Below are 19,724 nucleotides of genomic sequence, written 5' to 3' on the forward strand. Positions count from 1 at the left end.
CGCTTAAGTGAACGGCATTACGGTTTTACCGGGCCTTTTTTATGCCTCGCGTCTGCGTTTGCTTTCGAGTCGCGGGCATGCAGAACCTTATGTGTCGGCCGTCCATAAGGATGAGTGCGCCCTCTGGCGATTGGCAGCAATGGTTTTTATCGAGTTTTGTTATCGGTAATATATTCGATAAATATCAGTCGCTTAAGATCGATATCTTATAGCCCGTCTATCATTATGGGCGCGATGCGTTGGCATGTTCATGCCTAAACGCCGCATTCAAAACGCATGAATAATACAGAGTAAGTGTAGACTTTCTAATGAAAATCTCGTGATCGCACTGTGAGTTCGCCGAGCCGGGCGCTGTCGTCGACGATATGATGCGCGACACAGTGGGTGACCGGCCCTTGACGTTGCATGACCCCGTTCACACGAAGAAGCCGAGCGCTGGTTACCGCCACGCGATAGCGCGCCAGCAGATCGCGATGCACGACCACATTCACACAGCCGGTTTCGTCTTCGAGCGTGACAAAGGTCGTGCCCTTGGCACTGCCCGGGCGTTGCCGAATCGTAACCAGTCCAGCCACCTGGGCTGGTCGGCTATCGGCCAGCGTGTCGAAATCGCGGGCACAGAGCACGCCCTGACGAGCGAGCTGCGGGCGTAGCAGAGCCAGCGGGTGGCGACGCAGGGTTAGAGCCGTGCTGGCGTAGTCGGCAACGATATCGTGGCCTTCCTCTGGCTCGGGCAGTTCGACTTCGGGCTCGGGGGCGTCGACTTCCGCGAACAGGTCGGTGTGAGCACGGGCGCCAGCGATCTGCCATTGCGCCTGGTGGCGATGGCCTGCCAGCGCGCGTAGCGCGTCGGCCCGAGCCAGCGCGTCACGCGCGCGTCGATCAAGACGAGCGCGATTGACCAGGTCCGGCACCTGAGCGAAAACGCGGGACTCACGCGCGGCCACGATGCGCTCGCCGGCGTCTTGCGATAGTCCTTTTACCAGCCGTAGACCGAGTCGCAGCGCGATACGCCCCGATGCCTCGTTTTCGCTTTCAAGCGTGCAATCCCATTGGGAGTGACAGACATCGACAGGGCGCACGGTGACCCCGTGACGCTTGATATCGGTAACGATCTGGGACGGCGCATAGAAACCCATGGGCTGGCTGTTGATCAGCGCGGCAGCGAAAGCGGCCGGATAATGGCATTTCATATACGACGACACATACACCAACAGCGCGAAACTCACCGCATGGGATTCGGGAAAGCCATAGCTGCCGAAGCCCTTGATCTGTTCGAAGATCCGATCGGCGAATTCTTCGGCATAGCCGTTGGCCCGCATGCCACTCTTGAGGCGTTCGCGCCAGGGCTCGAGCCCGCCTTTTTTCTTCCAGGCGGCCATCGATCGACGCAGGCCATCGGCTTCGCCGGCAGTGAAATCAGCCGCGACCATGGCGATCTTCATCACCTGTTCCTGAAAAATCGGCACCCCGTGGGTGCGTTCGAGCACGCCGCGCAGCGCTTCGCTCGGATAGTCGATCTCTTCGCGTTTTTTTTCGCGGTTGAGCAGATAAGGATGGACCATGCCGCCCTGGATAGGGCCGGGGCGCACGATCGCCACCTCGACCACCAGATCGAAAAAACGCTGGGGGCGAAGGCGTGGCAGCATGGTCATCTGCGCACGTGATTCGATCTGGAAGACGCCGACGGTGTCGGCAGCGGAAATCATGTTGTAGGTGGCTTTGTCCTTGCCGGGGATGGTGGCCATGGTCAGCGTGCGGCCGTGATGGCGCACGACGAGATCGAAACAACGGCGCAGGCAGCTGAGCATGCCGAGTGCGAGCACGTCGATCTTCATCAGCCCGACGGCTTCCAGGTCGTCCTTGTCCCACTGAATGATGGTGCGATCGGGCATGGCCGCCTTTTCGACCGGTACCAGTTGTTCCAACGGCACTTGGGAAAGTACGAACCCGCCGACATGCTGGGATAGATGCCTGGGGAAACCGATGAGCGTATCCACCAGTAGCAGGATGCGCTCGAGATCGTCGGTATCGATATCGATACCGCGCTCATCCAGCTGATCGGCCAGACTGCCGTCGTCGCTGCGCCGCGACAGTGCGCGGGCGAGGGTGTCGATCTGATCGACGCTCAGCCCCATCGCTCGGCCGACATCGCGCATTGCGCTGCGCGGGCGATAGTGAATGACCGTGGCGGCGAGCGCGGCTCGCTGGCGACCATACTTGCCATAGATATACTGAATGATTTCTTCGCGCCGTTCGTGCTCGAAGTCGACGTCGATATCGGGTGGCTCGTTACGCTCGCGCGAGATAAAGCGCTCGAAGAGCATGTCGTGACGCAGCGGGTCGACTTCGGTAATGCCGAGACAGAAACACACCACCGAATTGGCCGCCGAGCCGCGCCCCTGGCAAAGAATCCCACGCCGGTTGGCTTCTTCGACGATGTCGTGAACGGTTAGAAAATAATGCGGGTATCTTTTTTCTTCGATCAGCTCGAGTTCGGCTTCGATCTGGCGATGCATGGATTCACTGGTGCCCTTGGGCCAGCGCTTGCGACTGCCTTTGTAGACGAGTTCACGCAGATGTTGGAGCGCGCTTTGGCCAGCAGGCACGACCTCGGCCGGGTAGTCGTATTCGATATCGCGCAGGCTGAATTGGCAGTCGGCGGCGATCCGTCGCGTCGCTGCCAGGCTATCGGCCGGATACAGTGCAGCCAGCGTCGAGCGCGGGCGCAGATAACGTTCACCGTTGGCAAACAGCGCCTGGCCCGCGTGGTGTACCGTCGTGCCCAGACGCAGGGCGGTAAAGACATCCTGAAGCGCGCGCCGCGACCGGCGATGCATATGCACATCGCCCACGGCCACCAGGGGCAGACCATAGGTCGCGCGTAACCTGTCGAGCCGGCGGCGATGCGCGATATCGCCGGCCCGTCGATGTAGGGCCAGTGCGATATGGCTCTGGCGTGGATAAGTGGTGGCCAGCCAGCCGAGCAGGCTGTGCAGGGCGGGCGTAGGCTCGCGATCGGCCTCGGGTAATACCAGTATTCGACAATCGGCGAGGGTATCGGCCTGCAGATCGGCCCGACCGATATGATAATCGCCCTTGGCCACACGCTGACGAGCATCGGTGATCAAACGGCACAGGCGGGTATAGCCGTCTCGGTTGCGTACCAGCAGGATCACGGTCGTATCGTCATCGAGCGTGAATCGACTGCCCAGAATCAGTTTGATGCCAGCGGTTTCGGCGCTTTGTAGCGCCCGTACCGCGCCGGCGAGACTGCATTCGTCGGTGAGCGCGATTGCCTGGTAGCCGAGTTCAGCGGCACGTGCGACCAGCTCTTCCGGCGTGGAGGCACCACGCTGAAAAGAAAATCCGCTTACACAGCACAGCTCGGCATAGCCGAGCGCGCTCATCCGAACAAACCGTGCATGTAATAGACCGGCGTATCGCCGCTCTGGGCGTGGGCCAGGTCGCGATAAACCCAGAGCAGACGGCCCTGACGATCACGGGCACGAAAATAATCGCGCCGGATGCTGTGCTGCCACCAGCCGGTTTCGATACGTTCCGGGCCGGTAATCAGGGTCAGATCGGCCGGCGCGCGTTCGGGTACGTCGAGCAGCCACATCGGGCGTGGCGCGTTGGTGTGCGCGTTTGTCGTTGCTGCAGGTCGGTCGCATCGGGTGCTGGATTGTTCGGGGCGATGGTCGTCCACGTTGTGCAGCCAGCCGACCGCATCATGGCCCAGTCGTGCGCGCAGGCGATCGAGCACCGCCGGCCATTGCTCGATGCCGGCGTTGTCTGCATCGCGCCACAACGGGGTCTGATCGTGTTCGAAGCGACGTAAACGATCGCTGGCTACGGCGATTTCGAGCACGGGCGCGGCCAGTGTGACCCGCGCAAGACGTTCGTTGGCAACGCGTTCCAGATGGGTGGCATCGCGCGAGGGCGCGGCCAGACGCAGCATCAAACGCGTGGGCGGCAGATCGTCATGGAACAGTTTGAGTTGCAGCGTCTGGATGGTGGCATCGGCGCCTTGTAGAAACGCGGCGAGCTCAGCGAACACACGGCGCAGTACGAACACCAGTCCCTGCGTCGTTTCGACCGCGCCGGTGAGTTCGTGACGGGTACCGTAACGCTGGGGCAGCATGTAGAAATCCAACCCGTGCGGGCGTCGTCCGCGTAGGCGCTCCAGGTCATCCAGCGTATGTTTGCCATAACGGCGTGCCAGCGTGGCGGGCGGCAAGGCCAGCAGTTCGCCGGTAAGGCGCAGGCCACTCGCCTTGAGCGATAGCGTGGTCTGCGCATCGAGATTCAGGCAGGCGAGCGGGAGCCCGGCGAGACCTTGTTTGCGATGTTCCGGCGACGGTGCGCGCGCGAACGCCAGTGCTGCATGCGGGCTGTCTCCTACGCCCAGCGTATAGCGACACCCCATACGGTCGAGGTCGGCGCGAATACGCGCCAGCAGGCGTTGGCGTCCGCCGAACAGGCGCAGACTGGCACCGATTTCGAACACTACGCGTGCACATTCGACCGTTTCGCCGGCGATCGTCTCGCCGGACCGGGCGATATGCACCTGGCTGCTGTAATGCCAGGCCCAGCCGCCGAGCCGTTCGAGCGCTGCACGTTCGCCGGCGATATGCCGGGCAAGTACCTGCGCATCGGGTGCGCGCATACGGGCATCGGCCAGCAGCATGCCGCGGCGCACGCCTTGTTCGAGTGTCGGCGTACCGGCGGCCACAACATGACGCTTGCCGCGCTGTTCGGCGACAACCAGCGCCGGGCTTGTGCTCGGCTGCCGGTCGGCGCCGGCGGCGCGACTATCGAGCGCCCAATGGGGGAAACGAAGAGCGAGCCACATGGGATACACGGTCGGGTTCGGGAATGTCGTTGCAGGCGGTTGCACGCAACGCGTCAAGATCAGGCTCTATGGCGTCGAATTGCCAGACGCACTCGGCGCCGGGTTGTAGGCCGTTGATACGCGCGCCGGCCGGGCCGCGGCATTTGAGTATTTCGAGGCGCTGACCCGTATTCTGGGCCGTGATCGCCAGACGCAGTGCCGCCGGTGAGCGCTCAGCGGCGGCCCGGATATCGCGATAGACAAAAATCGGGCAAACAGCCTTTTCGGCAGCAAGCTGCAGGCGGCGCAGGGCCGTGGTATCGAGTCGATCGCCCCAGACGACGAAACCGGCGAATGCATTCGCTCGTGCCATTTGTTCGACACACCAGACTTTTTCGCTCTCGTCGCGACAGGTCACGATCGGCACTCGGGCGCAATCGATGCCGGCCTGGGCAAGCGCGGGGGCATGCAGCGTAGCCGGCGGTGCGATAAAGGCGAGCTGGCGCCTGGGCTGTTCTGCCATGCGCTGGGCAAGCGCATGCAGCAACAGGCTGAGTTCACCCAGGCCCGCGCTTTTACACAGCAGTTCGGTAACCGCACCGATTGGATAACCGCCACCGGGTAGTTGCCGGTCCAATCCAAGCCAGCCCGTGGCCATGGCTGGCAGCTGTGCCTGGCGCGTGGCGCGATGCACACCAAAACGCTGCCAGTAGGCTTCATGTTCGGCCAGGCGATGGCCACGCGAATCGACAGTTGTAGGGTGTTGTTTGTTCATAACTGTATTTATATACAGTTGCCGCGACAGTGGCTACCCCCAATATCGATCCACTGGGATCAAGGCCCGTCAGCAGGCGGTTCGCCGCACGGAATTTATGCGGCGAATCGCGTAATCCACATCGCTGTCGCGCCTAACGCGTGCTGTGACGATGCAGCTGGGCCAGGGTGTGCCCCTGGGAATCGAGCAGCGACAGAGTGTCGCCGTCGATTTCGGCGTGTTGGGTGCGTTCGAGCGCGTGCGTGAAGGCCTGTTCCATATCCATGCCTTCGGCACAGTAGCGGCGGGTGCTGGCCAGCGAATCGAAACGCAGGGTGTCATCGTTACCGCTATAGCGGCCGTTGACCCGATTGCAGCCGGTAAAGCCTTCGAGACGCTGGTCGGCGTGCAGTAACAGATAAGGCATGCGCCGCATGGAGTCGGCATCGATGGCTTGGCCATCGAGTTGCTGGAGTTGCCATTGCGTATCGGCCAGCTGCACGAACGTCGGCGTGCCAGCACAGCCGCTGAGCACGGCAACCATAAGCAGCCCCAGAACATGAAAACGAATAGCGTGCATAAGACCTCGTGATGCGGTGTAGAACCTTCCCGGTTGCAATAGCCTAGCTCTCACGTAGCAGGTATTGCACGCGACTGCGCGAAGACTGCATCGCGCGCGCACGGCATGGCGTAGAATCGCGCGGCATTCTCGCACCCGCGGATTCTTTGACTTGAGCGATTTTTCTTCCCCTCGCGCGAGCAGCGGCGCGCTGCGTCGGCAGTTGTTCGCCCAGACCTGGCCGATGGCGATCGGTGTGATGTCGCTGCTGGGCTTTCAGCTGGTCGACTCGGCTTTCGTCGCGCGTCTTGGCACGGTGCCCCTGGCGGCGCAATCGTTCACCTTTCCGATCACCTTTCTGATGATCGGCGTTCAGGTCGGCCTGGGCATCGCCATTGCTGCGCTCATCTCGCGTGCGGTCGGCGCTGGTGAGCTCGAACGCGCACGACGTCTGGGTAGCCTGGTGCTGTTCGGCGGGGCCGTGGTGATCGGTTGTCTTGCGATCGTGCTCTGGGTGTTTCATGTGCCGCTGTTTCGCCAGCTCGGCGCCGAAGGCGAAGCGCTCGAACTCATAGGCCACTACTGGCCGGTTCAGCTGTTGGCGAACTGGTTCTCTGCGTTGCTGTATTTCGGTTATACCCTGTTCCGGGCGCATAACAATACGCGGCTGCCGGGGCTGCTCATGGTGACCACCAGCGCCCTGAATCTCGTGTTCGACCCCTTGCTGATCTTTGGTGTCGGTGGCTGGTCGGGCCTGGGCTTGCCCGGCGCGGCCTGGGCGACGACGTTGTCGTTCTTGCTGGGCCTGATGTTGTTGGGGTGGCGCCTGAGCGAGCGAGACTGGCTCAGTAGTGCCGATCTGATAGGCGAAGCGCGCCGCTCGACTGCGCCATTTGCGGTGATCGCGGGTCCGGCCATGCTCAGTCAGCTCATGCCAGCGCTATCGGCGATGGCGGCTACCGCACTGATCGCATCACTGGGCGAACAGGCCGTGGCGGCCTGGGGGCTGGTCAGCCGGCTGGAAACGGTCTCCCTGATGCTGGTGCTGGGGCTGACCATGTCATTGCCGCCGTGGCTCGGGCATTGCTACGGCGCCGGCAACTGGCCACGTATTCGCGCGTTGATGTCGATTGCATTCCAGACCGTGATCGTCTGGCAATTGGTATTGGGTACGGTTCTGGCCCTGGCTGCACCCTGGGTGGCCGGAGCGTTGTCCAGTGACGAGGCCGTACGCGATGGTTTGACCTGGCTGATCCGTGCCATGTTGCCCAGCTATGCGTTGCTGGGCTTGTGCATGCTCGTGGTTTCGGCCTCCAACGCGCTGGGCTGGCCGCTGCGCGCAATGATGATCTCGTTCGCGCGCCTGTTCGTATGCTATTTGCCCTGTATCGCTCTCGGTGTATGGCTGGGTGGAGAGATGCCTTATGTGGGCCTGGGGGCCGCGCTCGGCAATGCGTTGGCCGGCAGCATGGCCTGGCTTGTCTTCAGGCGAAGCATGCGTGAAATGCCCGAACAGGCGCGTCCTGGTACAGCAGATACGCCATCATAGAAAGCCTCGATACAGGTATAGGCATTTGTAATCAAAATGGCGTTAAAAACGACTAAAAAGTCACTAACAAGACTGATTTGCCGCGATCTGAAAAATGTTGCACTGCAGCGATTGAAAACGCGGCAAGCGCGTCAATTGTCTTCCTCAACAGATTTTGTTTTGTCATTTATCTTTGAGGAAAATCCATGTCCACGACCCGTCGTAGCCAACGCCGTAACACTTTCGTTGCCGGTATTCTGACGCTGGCCGGCTTTGCCGTGCCGGCGGGCGCCGCCGAGAAGCCGAGCAATTATCAAGACAACATCACGCCGATGTCGGCTTCGCAGAGCGCGATGCTGCGCCACGGCGCAGCCGACAATACGACTGCGGCTTCGCCGTCGCATCAGAGCGTGCCGGCCAGCCGCAGCCAGATTGAAGTGCTCGATCTCAACGGTGTTCATCATGCCCCCATGGCGCTGGCCAGCCACTAGGTATCGTTCGACAAAGCGCTTGAGCCCGGCCAAGGCCGGGCTTTTTTATGAGCGTCGTTTAAAGAGTCATATAAAACCGAAAACGCTTGAAGCCGTCGATCGATTGCGCGACATTGAATATTCCCCAAGCGGTCTTGGCGAACAGGCGCCGCCATAGATGATTCGCCGCCACAACAAAGCCGCGTCATACGAAGGCAAGGAGGAGAGATGTTCGACCCTATTCACACGCTAGTACGTGCCGGCCTAGGACTGACCCTGATGGGCTGTGCGTTTGCATTACCGGCGTTTGCAGCCGAGCAGAGCACAGCAGACGATACCGCCATGCCCGCCACCGAGCATCAAGCTGAAAGCATGCGCAACGTGCCGGATCAGGCCGATGGCACACGCACCGGCGAGCAGGTGCCCCAGACCAGCGACATGCCGGCCACCAAGGCTCAGAAAGAAGAGCTCAAGGAAAGCGGCCAGATGTCGCACGATAAATCCATGGAGGACACCCCAGCCGATACGGAAGAGGACGCTACCGATAGCGACACGTCCGAAGGCGCGACCGATCAATAGCGGGTGTCTATAATCGGCGTTTCGATGCCCGGCTTCGGCCGGGCATTTTATTGAACACCCGCAAGGCCTTTACCCATCGCTAGGCCATGAAGCCATGAGCGTACTTGCCCATCGAAAATCTCAGAATAACGATCAGCCTTCCGTGTTGCCGCGTCGGCACGGTACGCGGCTGCGTCATTACTGGCGCAGCCATGGCTGGGCCTGTCACGACAATATCGATATTGATCTATTGCGCTGGGGGCTAGTCGAAGAAGCCACGGACAGCGCTCAGGCAAGTTGTTTTCTGCTTACAGATGCCGGGCGGGCGGCATTGGGCGATACCGTGGTACACAATCGCAAGACGCGCAGCCGCCATGCTCAGGTGGTGGAAGGCGTAGCACGTCATCTTGTCGGTCTCGGGCGGCTGGTATTCACCGAATTGTCGGTGCATACCGTCGATACGAATACCGAGAATGCGCGTTGGGCGCCTTGCAAGCCAGACGTGTTTTCGCTCACGCGCAGCCTTCGACCCGATCATCTCGCACCACAGGTACATGAGGTCAAGGTGCGCCGCAGCGATCTGTTGGGCGAGCTGCGATCGGGTAAGATAGAGCGCTATCGCGAACTGGCTGCCGAAGTGTTTTTCGTCATCGTCGAAGGCATCGCCACAGTAGACGAGATACCCGCCGAGTACGGCGTGATCGTCTGGCGTGATGACGGCGGCTATACCTTTGCACGTGCGGCCCAGAAGCGGGACTACAATCTGGAAACCCGCCACTGGATGGCTATGGCCCGGGCACGCCCGTTCATGGCTGACGACGATTCAGTCCAGCTGTCGTTCTGACTACTGCATGACCCAACAATCAATGACGGCTGCTGTACGACCCATGCCTATTTCGGCTGCATGAGTAGGGCGACCGTATGGACCGAGCGCTTGCTCGACTCGCCTTATGGATTGCTTTGGCTGGGTGTGCTTTCGGCGGCCGAAACTACGGTGCTGCCGATCCCCATCGAGCTGATCATGGTGCCGTACATGCTCGCGCGGCCGCAGCGGCTATGGCTGATCGCGGCGGTGACGCTGGCCGGCTGTATCGCCGGCTCTCTGATCGGCTACGCCGTAGGCTTTTTTCTGTTCGATACGGTCGGTCAGACGCTGCTCGGGTGGTTGAACGCCCAAGATGCCTACGAAGGATTCGAACAGACGTTCTCGGACAATGGCTTTGTCGCGATTCTGACCATCGGCGTCACGCCGGTACCGTTCCAGGTCGCATTGCTGGCCGCCGGTATTGCCGGCTATTCGTTACCGTTATTTCTCGCGGCCGTGGGGCTGGCCCGAGGCCTGCGTTATTTTGGCCTGGCATTGTTGGTGTGGTTATTCGGCGAACGCGCACTCAAATTATGGCGACGGCATGCGCTCGCTACCGGTATGGCGGCCTTTATCGTGATCGCCGCGATCTTTATTGCGATACGTTTGCTCGGGGGCCAGTAGCGCGTGTGCGCTGAGCGATACAGGGATGCATCGCACACAATCAGCTTATTTCGTAGCTTTGTCCGAGCCCGTCCATCATGTCGCAATGTTCTTGTTTGCCGTAAAGTGCACCTCTTAGCTGTAAAGCGTTCACGGAGTTCGTATTCATGCTGGCCCTGCCTGTGACTTCTTATAAACGTCTGACTGGTCTGTTGATGCTGATCGCACTGCTGGTTTCACTGACCGGCTGCGGCGTGAACAACATTCCGACATACGACGAACAGGTCAAAGCGGCCTGGGCGCAGGTCGAAAATCAGTACCAGCGGCGTGCGGATCTGGTGCCGAACCTGGTCGAGACAGTGAAAGGCTTTGCCCAGCAAGAGCGCGAAACACTCACCGCCGTGATCGAAGCGCGCTCGAAGGCGACATCGATTCAGGTGGATGAAGATATTCTCAACAACCCGCAGAAACTTCAGCAGTTCCAGCAGGCGCAGGGCGAATTGAGCAGTGCGCTGAGCCGGCTGATGGCGGTCTCCGAGCGCTATCCCGATCTGAAATCGAACCAGAACTTCCTGGCCCTGCAATCGCAGCTGGAAGGTACGGAAAACCGTATCGCCGTGGCCCGGCGTGATTTCATTCAGGCCGTACAGCGCTACAACACCGAGCTACGTACATTTCCGGGCCGGATCTGGCATTCGCTGCTGTATGGCGATATGGAGCCGCACGCCAACTTCGAGGCCACGGCTGAAAACGCAGACCAGGCGCCCCAGGTTCAGTTCTGATGCGTATCGGGCTTGTCGATCCGCGCCGCCAGCTCACGCTGGCGCTTGTTCTCTGGCTTTGGGCCGCATTGGCCTGGGCAGCGCCTTCGTTTCCCGAACTTACGGGACGGGTCGTCGACAACGCCGACATGATTGATGCGGCCGACGAGCAAAAGCTCACCGACATGTTGGCCGCGCATGAACAAGCCAGCGGCGAGCAGCTGGTGGTCGTGACTCTGCCCGATCTGGCCGGCGAGACAATCGATGACTACGGCTATCAGCTCGGCCGCCACTGGGGTATCGGTCAGGCCGGTGAAGATAATGGCGCATTGCTGACTATTGCCCAGGCCGAGCGCAAGATTCGTATCGATGCGGGCTATGGCCTCGAAGGCCGGCTGACCGATGCGCAGTCGTCGGTAATCATCAACAACATCATTACGCCGGCCTTTCGGCAGGGCAATTTCAGTCAGGGTATCGTCGCCGGTACCGAAGCCATCATCCGGGTGCTCGGCGGTGATCCGTTTGCCGAGCCCGAGCAGCGTTCGCGTGGCGAAACGGGGCGGCCATCCTTGCTGCGCAGCATCGGCTTCTTCGTGCTGCTGGTTGTGATCATTGCACTGTTCGGCAGCGGCGGTGGCGGCGGCCGGGGCGGCAAGCGTCGGCGCGGCATGGGCGTGCCAATCCTCATGGGCGGCGGCTTTGGTGGCGGAAGCAGTGGCGGTTTCGGCGGCGGTGGTTTTTCTGGCGGTGGCGGCAGCTTCGGCGGCGGCGGTGCATCGGGTGGTTGGTAGCGATCAATGACTTTACTCAGTGACAACGAGCGCAAGCAGGTGGCCGAGGCCATTACCGCAGTAGAGCGCAATACCGATGCCGAGCTGGTGACCGTGCTGGCCGAGCGCGCCGACGACTATGCCTATATCCCATTGCTGTGGGCCGGTCTCGTGGCGCTTATTCTGCCGGGCGCCTTGTTGTTCTTCACAACCGCTATCGACGCCCGTCTGCTTTTACTGTTGCAGTGGGGCGTATTCGTGGCGCTGGCCTTGGCGTTTCGCCTGCCGAGCGTAACCACGCGCCTGATCCCGCGGCCGATCCGGCATTGGCGTGCGGGCAATCTGGCACGGCGGCAGTTTTTGGAACAGAATCTGCACCATACGGCCGATGCCACCGGCATGCTGATCTTCGTATCGGAAGCCGAGCGCTATGTCGAAATTATCGTCGATCGCGGTATTTCCGAGCATGTGCCCGACGAAGAGTGGCAGGCCATTGTCGCAGCCTTTACCGCCCGTGTTCGTATCGGCGAAACGCTGACCGGGTTCACTGAATGCATTGCCGCCTGCGGCGAAAAGCTGGCGCATGCGGTGCCGGCGACCCACGAACGCAACGAGCTGCCCAATCATCTGATCGTGCTCGACTGAGTACTTACACGCGGTATACATACCGTCATGCGACTTAGTTGATAGACTAGAGCGCTTTTCTGCGAGCTGGGCAGGGGGCGAAATGGATAACGACAAGCCGTGTGTCGGCGTCATCATGGGCAGTACGTCGGATTGGGACACCATGAAGGCCGCGCATGAGGTACTCGACGAGTTCGGCGTGGCCCATGAATGCAAGGTGGTCTCGGCACACCGCACGCCGGACGTGATGCGCGACTATGCGCATACGGCCGACCAGCGCGGGCTGGAAATCATCATCGCCGGCGCCGGCGGCGCTGCGCATCTGCCTGGCATGGTCGCTGCCCAGACCCTCGTTCCGGTGCTTGGGGTGCCGGTGAAAAGCCGTGCCCTCAACGGCCTGGATTCGTTGCTATCGATCGTTCAGATGCCTGGCGGCGTGCCGACTGCGACATTTGCCATCGGCAACGCCGGCGCGCGTAATGCGGCCTTGTTTGCCGTGGCCATGCTCGCCAATACCCGCCCCGAGCTGCGCAACGCCCTCGCCGAGTTCCGCCAGAAGCAGGCCGAAAAGGTCGAAAACGACGAGTTGCCGCTATGAGCCGACCGATTCTTCCGGGCGCGACCGTGGGTGTGCTGGGCAGTGGCCAGCTCGGGCGCATGTTTGCGCTGGCTGCACGCCGTATGGGCTATCGCGTACATACCTTTTCGCCCGGCGACGATACGCCGATGGGTCAGGTCGCCGATCGTGAAGCCGTGGGTGATTACAACGATCTCGATGCGGTGGCTGAATTCGCCAGCCGGGTCGATGTGGTGACCTTCGAATTCGAAAATGTACCGTTCGATGCCGCACGTATCGCGAACGAGCATGTGCCGGTACGACCACGCGGCGAAGTGCTGCATACCGCCCAGCACCGCCAGCGAGAAAAGGATTTTCTACACGGCGCGGGATTTCCCACGGCACCGTTCGAACATGTGCCCGATCGTGCCGCGCTCGATGCCGCGCTCGAGCGCCTGGGCACACCGGCCGTGCTCAAGACGGCCGGCTTCGGCTACGACGGCAAGGGCCAGGCGGTGATTCGTGCGCTGGATGAGGCCGATGAAGCCTGGCAAAGCATTGGTGCCGGCGAGGCGGTACTCGAAGGCTTCGTTGATTTCGAGCGCGAGATTTCGGTGGTTGCGGCCCGCGGCTGCGACGGCGAGTTCGCGCATTATGGCGTCACCGAGAATCGACACCGCGATCATATCCTCGACGTGTCGATTCCGGACCCGGATATCGCCCCCAAAATCACAGCCAACGCGATCGAGATTGCCCGCGGCGTGCTCGAAGCACTCGATGTGGTGGGCGTGCTTTGTGTGGAGTTTTTCTTGAAGCACGACGGCGAACTGGTAGTTAACGAGCTTGCACCGCGGCCGCACAACTCCGGCCATTTCAGTTTTGACGCCTGTGTGACCAGCCAGTTCGAGCAGCAGCTGCGTGCTGTCTGTGCATTGCCGCTGGGCGATACGCGCCGACTGCGCCCATCGGCTATGGTCAATTTGCTGGGCGACTTGTGGGATAACGGCATGCCGGACTGGCGCGCTGCACTCGCCGACCCGGCGCTCAAGCTGCATCTTTACGGCAAAGCCGAGGCGCGCCCGGGCCGCAAGATGGGCCACATGACGGCGTTCGGCGACGACGGCGAGGATGCCGCGCGTCGTGTGATCGCGGCTCGCGACAAGCTTGTGGCCGCTCGCTCGCGCTGAAGAGGCCGAATAGCGCCAGCCGGGTGGGCGAGCGCCCGGCTGGCGCTGTCGTATAGAGCGCTTTTCCCCGGTGACGCGCTGGGGCGATACGTTACCGGATCGCACCCAATGACGGGCCGTTGGCGCACGCGCCGTCTTCATACTCGCTGTCGACCACATTCTCGATCCATTCGTTGAGCAGTTCGAGTGCTTCGTCGTGAACGACGCTATGAGCGATCGGTGGCATCTTCGCTTCGACATCGTTGGAGCCCATCCGGAATGGCATGATCGACTCGCTCACGCTGCCCGGCTGGATATCGTGCGGACGGCCATCGGAACCAGCGCCGGCCGCGGTGGGCGTCTTGCAGATCCCATAGGACGAGTTCACGGCGCGGAAGTAATCCAGATACAGACCGGTATTCGAAGCCGCGCCGCCTTCGTTGTGGCAATGCGCACAGTTGACTTCGAGATAGCCGCGAATTCGTTGTTCGATATCGGCATCGGAATTCGCTGCGTTGCCGCCATCGCCCGGCACGTTGAAATAGGGAATGCGCTCGATCTTGGTGGCAATCATCGTATTGGTATCCACGCCCAAATCAGCCGGCGCGCCGGTGAGCAGGTTGTGATCGACCCAGTAGGCGATCTGGTTGGCCATGCCGGCATCATCGTAGGCATAGGGCTTGTTCAGATTGCGTGGTTTCGGGCCGATCGGGGCCGCGCCGGCCACATTGTGCGTGTTGGCATGGCAGGTCACGCATTGCGCTGCGTTGGGGATACGATAACTGTCGGTACTGCCCTGGTGCAGGTTGCCGCTATGATCGTCGGTGTAGTTCCAGGACACGGCTGCCGTGCCGCCGCCCTTGGATAGCCGGGCAACGCGCTTGCCGTTGCCATCGGTTTGCCAGATATAGGGCAGGCCTTCCCAGACTAGGGTGCCGTCGCTGTCTTCACGCTTGATCAACAGCCGTGTTTCCACGTGATTGACTGTGCCCGCCCCTTCGTCTTCGAAGGAGAATGTCTTGGCGATGACGGTGCCAACAGGAAAGTCGTAGGCGGCATTCACGTTTTCGCTTCCGTCGCGGTAGGTTGCGGCCGTGCCTTCGGGCATGAATACAAAGCGATACTTGGTGGCGTAATCTGAAAACAGTTGTGTGTTCAGGTCGTAGGGCGTGCCGCCGTTGCTGTCGGTACTGGGATCCTGTGGATCGTTGAACAGGTGATAGCTGGCCAGATCAGGGCAGTCGACTTCCGCGAGGGCGTCCCAGTTGATCTGACCCTCGGTGTCACGAGCGCACATTTGTGCAATCTGTTCTTCGGTGGGCCGGCCATTGCCGCCTTCGGGCAGCGTATAGGTCGCCAGTTCCACCGCCGGCATGCTCGGTAGGGTTTCGCCGTATTCAAGCTGACATTGATGTGGCGATGAATCGTTATCCGCTGCGAAATCGGGGATACCCGCGAGTACGCCGGGGAGATAATTCGGATCGCCGAGCTGGCTCGGATCAAGAACCGCATTGAGCGCTTCGAGACCGGCCAAGCCATGGATGTTGGCGAATTCGGGCGCACCCGGGCTGCCGGTGTAGGTGTTGTTTTCGATACAGATCCACATCGACGGTTTCTTGCGCGTGTCGCTGTCGTCGAATTTGTAGGCGTTGTAGCGATCAGCCACGCCGTTGCCGTCTGCGTCGCCGCAATTGGCCGGTTTGACGTCGGTGCCTTCGAACTGCGGTTTACCACGATCGTTTTTGGGCACATCGGGTTTGGCGCAATCGTTGGGGCCGTCGTAGACGCCGTCCCAGATGATGTCTGCGCCCTGACCGCCGTTCTTGAGCGCGATGATGGTCGGTAACGCACTTGAGACATCGCCCTCGGCCAGTGCCTGCAGGTCGGGTGGCGGCATCGAATAGCCCGAATTGTCGAAGCTGTTGTCGTGAATTGACAGCGCTTCGGTATAGACGTCCTGACGCAGATCGCCATCGTCGCCGATCAATTCATAGCTGGTGATCAGAATCGCGCCGGTCTGATGATCGCTGAATTCATTGTGGTCGACTTCGACCTGATCGTAGGCCAGCGTGATCAGGCCGCTACCCTTGGGCACCTGCGAAACGATACCGCCGGCCGCGAAGTTGTCGAAGTTGTTGTTGCGCGCCACGTTGTGATGCATGCGCGCCTGGTAGCCGTACTGGGTGAGATACGGCAGGTCGTAGATGATGTAGCCGACGGTATTGCACTCGGCGATGTTGTCGAACATCTCCGCGCGCTGCGTATTCTCGAATTCATAGCCGGCAACGTTGTAGAGCGCACGGCTGTTCTTGATGATGATGTCGTCGCTCTGGCCGACGTAGATACCGGCATCCGACGCGCCCAGGGATTCGACGTTGTCGAGCAGGACGTTGCTCGCCTGCACGGGATAGATGCCGTAGCGTCCGTTGCCCGAGTCGGGCTGATAAGGGGCCGGGTTGAGTTCACTGATCGGCTCGGCCGGGCATTCGTAATGGATGGCGGTCTGATAGTTGTCGGCGCCGACCGGCGTATCCGCGCTGGACCACATGGTGCGCACGTTGCGATAGGTAACGATATCGGAACTCTTGACCTTGATACCGTCACCGGGCGTATCGGTGACGGTCAGGTCGGTCACGACCACGCCGCGTACGTTGCTGATCAGAAAGCCTTCGGCCGTGTCGCTGTCTTCAAAGGAAAGCACGGTGTTGTTCATGCCGGCGCCCTTGACGGTCACGCCTTCGGTGTTTTGCATCACCAGGCCGGTGGTGAAGTCGAAAAAACCGGCCTCGAACTCGATGGTGTCGCCCGGCGCGGCTTCGAAGAAGGCCGCTACGGCATCGGTCGTTGCACTCTCGCCGGGCGAGATGGTGAAAACGCGTGGCTCGGCTGTTTCGTTGCCCGTGTCCGGCGATTCGTTCGAGCTGCCGTTCGAGGCGACCGTCACGTTGTCGTTATCGTCGCTACAGCCACTCAGTAGAGTAGAGGCGAAAAAGAGCGCGACCACCGCGCCCCGGACAAAACCTGCTCGACTGTTGATCATCGCTGTTCCCCCAAAGAACGGCTGCTGCGTTCAGTGCACCGTCCGTTGGCGTCGGAAGGGCGTAAAAACACGAACCTGTATTCATTGATAGCCGAGCGCAGGCGGCAGGTACAGCGATAAGGCAGGTAAATTTATACCGGGCTTCGTGGCCCTGGTAGCGCCGAATGCTAAAGCGACGAGCGGTGAATCAGCCGTACAAGGGAGCTGCGGCTGGTTACCCCCAGCTTTCGATACACGCGGTACAGGCGATTGGAGACCGTGGAAGGCGCCAGATGCAGTTCGCGGCCAATATCCTTGAATGTCATACCGCGACAGATGCCGGCGACGATTTCACGATCGCGGCGTTGGAGGGCGTCCAGCGGGCCCGCGTAACGAATCGCGATACAGAACAGATCGCCCAGCGGTTCGTTTTCGATATGAAGGCCGTTGCATATCACGGATTCGCCGGGCGCAGGCAACGCAAAAGGCAAGTGGGGCTGATGCCAGTTCTCGAACGTGGCTTCTACAAGGTCGATGAAGCTCGGCTGGGCTTGATAAAGCAGACCATGATCGTCGCAGACGGCCGCATGAATACTGGTATGTGCCAGACGATCCCGCCGGGCGACATGAAAGAAGAAGGCATGGCTTTCTGCGGCGATCAGGTGATAGGCGACTCGTTCGAACATTGCCCGCTCGTAGTCCGTGAACGCCCGTTCCGCGTCGAAACGATACAAGCTCAGCAACGTATAAATATGTCTGCGTCCATCGTAGGCGAGATAGCTGATTACCCGCTCGACGCCGTAACGGGAAAAACATTGGCGATAGATCGCGCTTTGCCGAAACGCCGTGTCGTCGATGATCGAACGCATATCCACGGCATCACCGACGTTGGCCATCAATGCCGGCAACATGGGATTGATGGTTTGGGTCTGTTCGAGCGCGCGTGAGTAGCCCGGCTCGAGCCGAGGGTCGCCACGCTGTGAAATACGCAGGATGTGTAGTTTCCGCAGCCCCAGAGGGCGCCATCGAAATCGATGACCGAACTCAGCAGCTGCAGCGCGGTTTCACGAAAGCTGTCGGTACGACAGTGTTCGATCGATTGATAGAGATTGGTGATGAAGACGTCGACTCGATCCATTCGGGCCCCTTGTTACTCGACGCAGGTGCGTCAAATCGGGTTTTTGTTATTGATCGAATGGATCGAGTATTAGCGGCACGACGCCGCGCTGTAAAATCGTATGCGCAACGAGGACACGACCTGTTTGCGACGAAAAATAGAAATTTTCGCAATCAGTCAGCGGTTTAGCCGGTCGTGCAAACCTGAATGCGCCGCTTGAAAAAACTAGCGGTATTTGTCGTTAAGCGCCCAGAGCCGCGCAACGGTTTCCAGGTCGGGGATGCCGTCGTAGCGCCCGGGGCGAAAATGCATCTGAAAGGAGACGACGACCGAGTGGGTTGGTTGATCGAGCACGCCGGTGGTGTCGATATCGTAGCCATAGCGTGACAGCGCGGACTGGATGGCAGCGATGCCGGGCATGGCGTAGCGGAAGCGCTCTCGATAAGCATTGACGGTGGGTTCGTCGGGCCAGGCACCGATGCCTTGCCGATAGAGCTGCTCCCAGGGAAACGCCGGCCCAGGGTCGATTTTGCGACCGGGTGAAATGTCGGCATGCGCGACGACATTTTCGGGGGCGATGTCATAACGCGCGATAATATCGCGCGCCAGCGTGGTAACCGCTTCGATCTGTCCACCGTCAAAACCGCGCCAGACGGTGCCACTGGGCGTATCAACCGGGCCGGGATTGACGATTTCGATACCGATCGAACTGTCGTTGAGATGGGTTCGGCCGCCCCAGGCACTGCGCCCGGCATGCCAGGCACGCGCGTGCTCGTCGACGAGTTGGTATACCACCGGGTTGCCGCCACGCCGGGGTGGCTGGTCGGCAACCACGTAATGCGAACTCACGGACGGGCCGGTCAATACCTTGATCGCCCGCGCTTCATCGCCGCCGGTATAGTGCAGCACCAGAAAACGCACACGATGATTGAAGGCCTGCGCGGTTTGAGCCTGATCGGCCCAGTAGCCGTTACGTTGCTTGAGCGTGGCGGGCGTACAGCCGGCGATCGCCACGACCAGGCCGAGCAGCAGTAACAGCCGGCCCGCACCGGGCTGGCGCGGGCACGGATCGAGTTCGCTCGCGATCATTCGGCGTCTTCTGCGCCGTCGGCGAAACGGTCCTTGATATAGGTGACTTCGGTCTTGCCGTGCGGACGCGGGCGGCCATCTTCGCCCATGCTCACGAACACGATTTTGTCGATTCGCAGGATGCTGCGGCGCGTGATCTTGTTGCGCACTTCACAACGCATGGTTAGCGAAGTGGTACCAAAACGGGTCGCGGCAATGCCCAACTCGATGATGTCGCCCTGGCGCGCACTGGACACGAAATTGATTTCGGACATGTACTTGGTGACGATATGGCGATGATCGAGCTGAACGATCGCGTAGATCGCGGCTTCTTCATCGATCCAGCGCAGCAGGCTGCCGCCGAACAGAGTGCCGTTCGGATTGAGATCTTCGGGTTTGATCCACTTGCGCGTATGAAAATTCATGGTCTGCTTGCCAGTCCTCTGAGAGGCGCAGGCTAACCGATGCGTGC

General features: G+C 60.7%; 18 protein-coding genes. 10 read left to right on the top strand and 8 right to left on the bottom strand.

The annotated features are described in order from the left end of the window. Positions 1-305 precede the first annotated feature (305 nt). From SSPSH_RS13955 to SSPSH_RS13970, 4 genes are all read right to left on the bottom strand, one after another. Positions 306-3,410, bottom strand: a complete 3,105-nt coding sequence (locus SSPSH_RS13955; protein WP_006912740.1) for an error-prone DNA polymerase — start codon at positions 3,408-3,410, stop codon at positions 306-308. After that, positions 3,407-4,855 (bottom strand): Y-family DNA polymerase, encoded by a 1,449-nt coding sequence (locus tag SSPSH_RS13960; RefSeq protein WP_006912741.1) that lies wholly within the window; start codon positions 4,853-4,855, stop codon positions 3,407-3,409. The genes SSPSH_RS13955 and SSPSH_RS13960 overlap by 4 nt, the downstream gene beginning before the upstream one ends. Further along, positions 4,815-5,609, bottom strand: coding sequence for a translesion DNA synthesis-associated protein ImuA (imuA, locus tag SSPSH_RS13965; RefSeq protein ID WP_006912742.1), 795 nt, complete (start codon positions 5,607-5,609; stop codon positions 4,815-4,817). Before imuA ends, SSPSH_RS13960 begins: the two co-directional genes overlap by 41 nt. Positions 5,610-5,742: 133 nt before the next feature. Beyond that, complete coding sequence (locus tag SSPSH_RS13970) at positions 5,743-6,168, bottom strand: META domain-containing protein (protein WP_006912743.1); 426 nt, start codon at positions 6,166-6,168, stop codon at positions 5,743-5,745. Positions 6,169-6,319: 151 nt separating this feature from the next. Here SSPSH_RS13970 and SSPSH_RS13975 point away from each other — a divergent pair, with 151 nt between their 5' ends. The 10 genes from SSPSH_RS13975 to SSPSH_RS14020 all read left to right on the top strand — a co-directional run bounded on the left by SSPSH_RS13975 (position 6,320) and on the right by SSPSH_RS14020 (position 14,069). Continuing rightward, entirely contained in the window at positions 6,320-7,696 is a 1,377-nt protein-coding gene (locus tag SSPSH_RS13975) for an MATE family efflux transporter (protein WP_006912744.1), read from the top strand. 185 nt (positions 7,697-7,881) lie between these two features. Further along, positions 7,882-8,166, top strand: a complete 285-nt coding sequence (locus tag SSPSH_RS13980; protein WP_021031812.1) for a hypothetical protein — start codon at positions 7,882-7,884, stop codon at positions 8,164-8,166. 207 nt (positions 8,167-8,373) lie between these two features. Beyond that, on the top strand, positions 8,374-8,724 hold the full coding sequence (locus tag SSPSH_RS13985; protein ID WP_006912747.1) for a hypothetical protein: 351 nt from the start codon (positions 8,374-8,376) through the stop codon (positions 8,722-8,724). 94 nt (positions 8,725-8,818) lie between these two features. Then, entirely contained in the window at positions 8,819-9,547 is a 729-nt protein-coding gene (locus tag SSPSH_RS13990) for a hypothetical protein (protein ID WP_021031813.1), read from the top strand. Positions 9,548-9,607: 60 nt separating this feature from the next. After that, complete coding sequence (locus SSPSH_RS13995; RefSeq protein ID WP_021031814.1) at positions 9,608-10,192, top strand: YqaA family protein; 585 nt, start codon at positions 9,608-9,610, stop codon at positions 10,190-10,192. 194 nt (positions 10,193-10,386) lie between these two features. Then, positions 10,387-10,953: a LemA family protein gene (locus SSPSH_RS14000; RefSeq protein WP_202962184.1), complete on the top strand. Its 567-nt coding sequence runs from the start codon at positions 10,387-10,389 to the stop codon at positions 10,951-10,953. Then, positions 10,953-11,723, top strand: coding sequence for a TPM domain-containing protein (locus SSPSH_RS14005; protein ID WP_006912751.1), 771 nt, complete (start codon positions 10,953-10,955; stop codon positions 11,721-11,723). The genes SSPSH_RS14000 and SSPSH_RS14005 overlap by 1 nt, the downstream gene beginning before the upstream one ends. A gap of 6 nt (positions 11,724-11,729) precedes the next feature. Next, positions 11,730-12,347: a TPM domain-containing protein gene (locus SSPSH_RS14010; protein ID WP_006912752.1), complete on the top strand. Its 618-nt coding sequence runs from the start codon at positions 11,730-11,732 to the stop codon at positions 12,345-12,347. An 82-nt stretch (positions 12,348-12,429) separates the two neighbouring features. After that, the gene (gene purE / locus SSPSH_RS14015; protein ID WP_006912753.1) at positions 12,430-12,924 is read left to right on the top strand and encodes a 5-(carboxyamino)imidazole ribonucleotide mutase; all 495 of its coding nucleotides are present in this window, start codon (positions 12,430-12,432) and stop codon (positions 12,922-12,924) included. Then, positions 12,921-14,069 carry a 5-(carboxyamino)imidazole ribonucleotide synthase gene (locus tag SSPSH_RS14020; RefSeq protein WP_006912754.1) on the top strand — a complete coding sequence of 383 codons (1,149 nt, stop codon included), beginning with the start codon at positions 12,921-12,923 and terminating at the stop codon, positions 14,067-14,069. The genes purE and SSPSH_RS14020 overlap by 4 nt, the downstream gene beginning before the upstream one ends. A 91-nt stretch (positions 14,070-14,160) precedes the next feature. On the opposite strand, the gene SSPSH_RS14025 is transcribed toward SSPSH_RS14020, so the two are convergent. The 4 genes from SSPSH_RS14025 to SSPSH_RS14045 form a co-directional block, all read right to left on the bottom strand. Next, positions 14,161-17,088 (bottom strand): parallel beta-helix domain-containing protein, encoded by a 2,928-nt coding sequence (locus tag SSPSH_RS14025; RefSeq protein WP_021031815.1) that lies wholly within the window; start codon positions 17,086-17,088, stop codon positions 14,161-14,163. A gap of 167 nt (positions 17,089-17,255) precedes the next feature. Continuing rightward, a complete protein-coding gene (locus tag SSPSH_RS14030) occupies positions 17,256-17,978 on the bottom strand; it encodes a helix-turn-helix transcriptional regulator (RefSeq protein ID WP_006912756.1) in 723 nt (240 codons plus the stop codon). Positions 17,979-18,409: 431 nt separating this feature from the next. After that, positions 18,410-19,273 (bottom strand): N-acetylmuramoyl-L-alanine amidase, encoded by an 864-nt coding sequence (locus tag SSPSH_RS14040; protein WP_006912758.1) that lies wholly within the window; start codon positions 19,271-19,273, stop codon positions 18,410-18,412. Next, positions 19,270-19,677 (bottom strand): acyl-CoA thioesterase, encoded by a 408-nt coding sequence (locus SSPSH_RS14045; RefSeq protein ID WP_006912759.1) that lies wholly within the window; start codon positions 19,675-19,677, stop codon positions 19,270-19,272. Before SSPSH_RS14045 ends, SSPSH_RS14040 begins: the two co-directional genes overlap by 4 nt. Between the last annotated feature and the right edge of the window lie 47 nt (positions 19,678-19,724).

The sequence above is a fragment of the Salinisphaera shabanensis E1L3A genome (assembly GCF_000215955.2).
GTDB classification, from domain to species: domain Bacteria; phylum Pseudomonadota; class Gammaproteobacteria; order Nevskiales; family Salinisphaeraceae; genus Salinisphaera; species Salinisphaera shabanensis.

What these genes read in the sequence shown, in the direction of transcription:
- SSPSH_RS13955 (WP_006912740.1), bottom strand. Translation starts at nt 3,410, where the DNA reads ATGAGCGCGCTCGGCTATGCCGAGCTGTGCTGTGTAAGCGGATTTTCT.
- SSPSH_RS13960 (WP_006912741.1), bottom strand. Translation starts at nt 4,855, where the DNA reads ATGTGGCTCGCTCTTCGTTTCCCCCATTGGGCGCTCGATAGTCGCGCC.
- imuA (WP_006912742.1), bottom strand. Translation starts at nt 5,609, where the DNA reads ATGAACAAACAACACCCTACAACTGTCGATTCGCGTGGCCATCGCCTG.
- SSPSH_RS13970 (WP_006912743.1), bottom strand. Translation starts at nt 6,168, where the DNA reads ATGCACGCTATTCGTTTTCATGTTCTGGGGCTGCTTATGGTTGCCGTG.
- SSPSH_RS13980 (WP_021031812.1), top strand. Translation starts at nt 7,882, where the DNA reads ATGTCCACGACCCGTCGTAGCCAACGCCGTAACACTTTCGTTGCCGGT.
- SSPSH_RS13985 (WP_006912747.1), top strand. Translation starts at nt 8,374, where the DNA reads ATGTTCGACCCTATTCACACGCTAGTACGTGCCGGCCTAGGACTGACC.
- SSPSH_RS13990 (WP_021031813.1), top strand. Translation starts at nt 8,819, where the DNA reads ATGAGCGTACTTGCCCATCGAAAATCTCAGAATAACGATCAGCCTTCC.
- SSPSH_RS13995 (WP_021031814.1), top strand. Translation starts at nt 9,608, where the DNA reads ATGAGTAGGGCGACCGTATGGACCGAGCGCTTGCTCGACTCGCCTTAT.
- SSPSH_RS14000 (WP_202962184.1), top strand. Translation starts at nt 10,387, where the DNA reads ATGCTGATCGCACTGCTGGTTTCACTGACCGGCTGCGGCGTGAACAAC.
- SSPSH_RS14005 (WP_006912751.1), top strand. Translation starts at nt 10,953, where the DNA reads ATGCGTATCGGGCTTGTCGATCCGCGCCGCCAGCTCACGCTGGCGCTT.
- SSPSH_RS14010 (WP_006912752.1), top strand. Translation starts at nt 11,730, where the DNA reads ATGACTTTACTCAGTGACAACGAGCGCAAGCAGGTGGCCGAGGCCATT.
- purE (WP_006912753.1), top strand. Translation starts at nt 12,430, where the DNA reads ATGGATAACGACAAGCCGTGTGTCGGCGTCATCATGGGCAGTACGTCG.
- SSPSH_RS14020 (WP_006912754.1), top strand. Translation starts at nt 12,921, where the DNA reads ATGAGCCGACCGATTCTTCCGGGCGCGACCGTGGGTGTGCTGGGCAGT.
- SSPSH_RS14025 (WP_021031815.1), bottom strand. Translation starts at nt 17,088, where the DNA reads ATGATCAACAGTCGAGCAGGTTTTGTCCGGGGCGCGGTGGTCGCGCTC.
- SSPSH_RS14030 (WP_006912756.1), bottom strand. Translation starts at nt 17,978, where the DNA reads ATGTTGCCGGCATTGATGGCCAACGTCGGTGATGCCGTGGATATGCGT.
- SSPSH_RS14040 (WP_006912758.1), bottom strand. Translation starts at nt 19,273, where the DNA reads ATGATCGCGAGCGAACTCGATCCGTGCCCGCGCCAGCCCGGTGCGGGC.
- SSPSH_RS14045 (WP_006912759.1), bottom strand. Translation starts at nt 19,677, where the DNA reads ATGAATTTTCATACGCGCAAGTGGATCAAACCCGAAGATCTCAATCCG.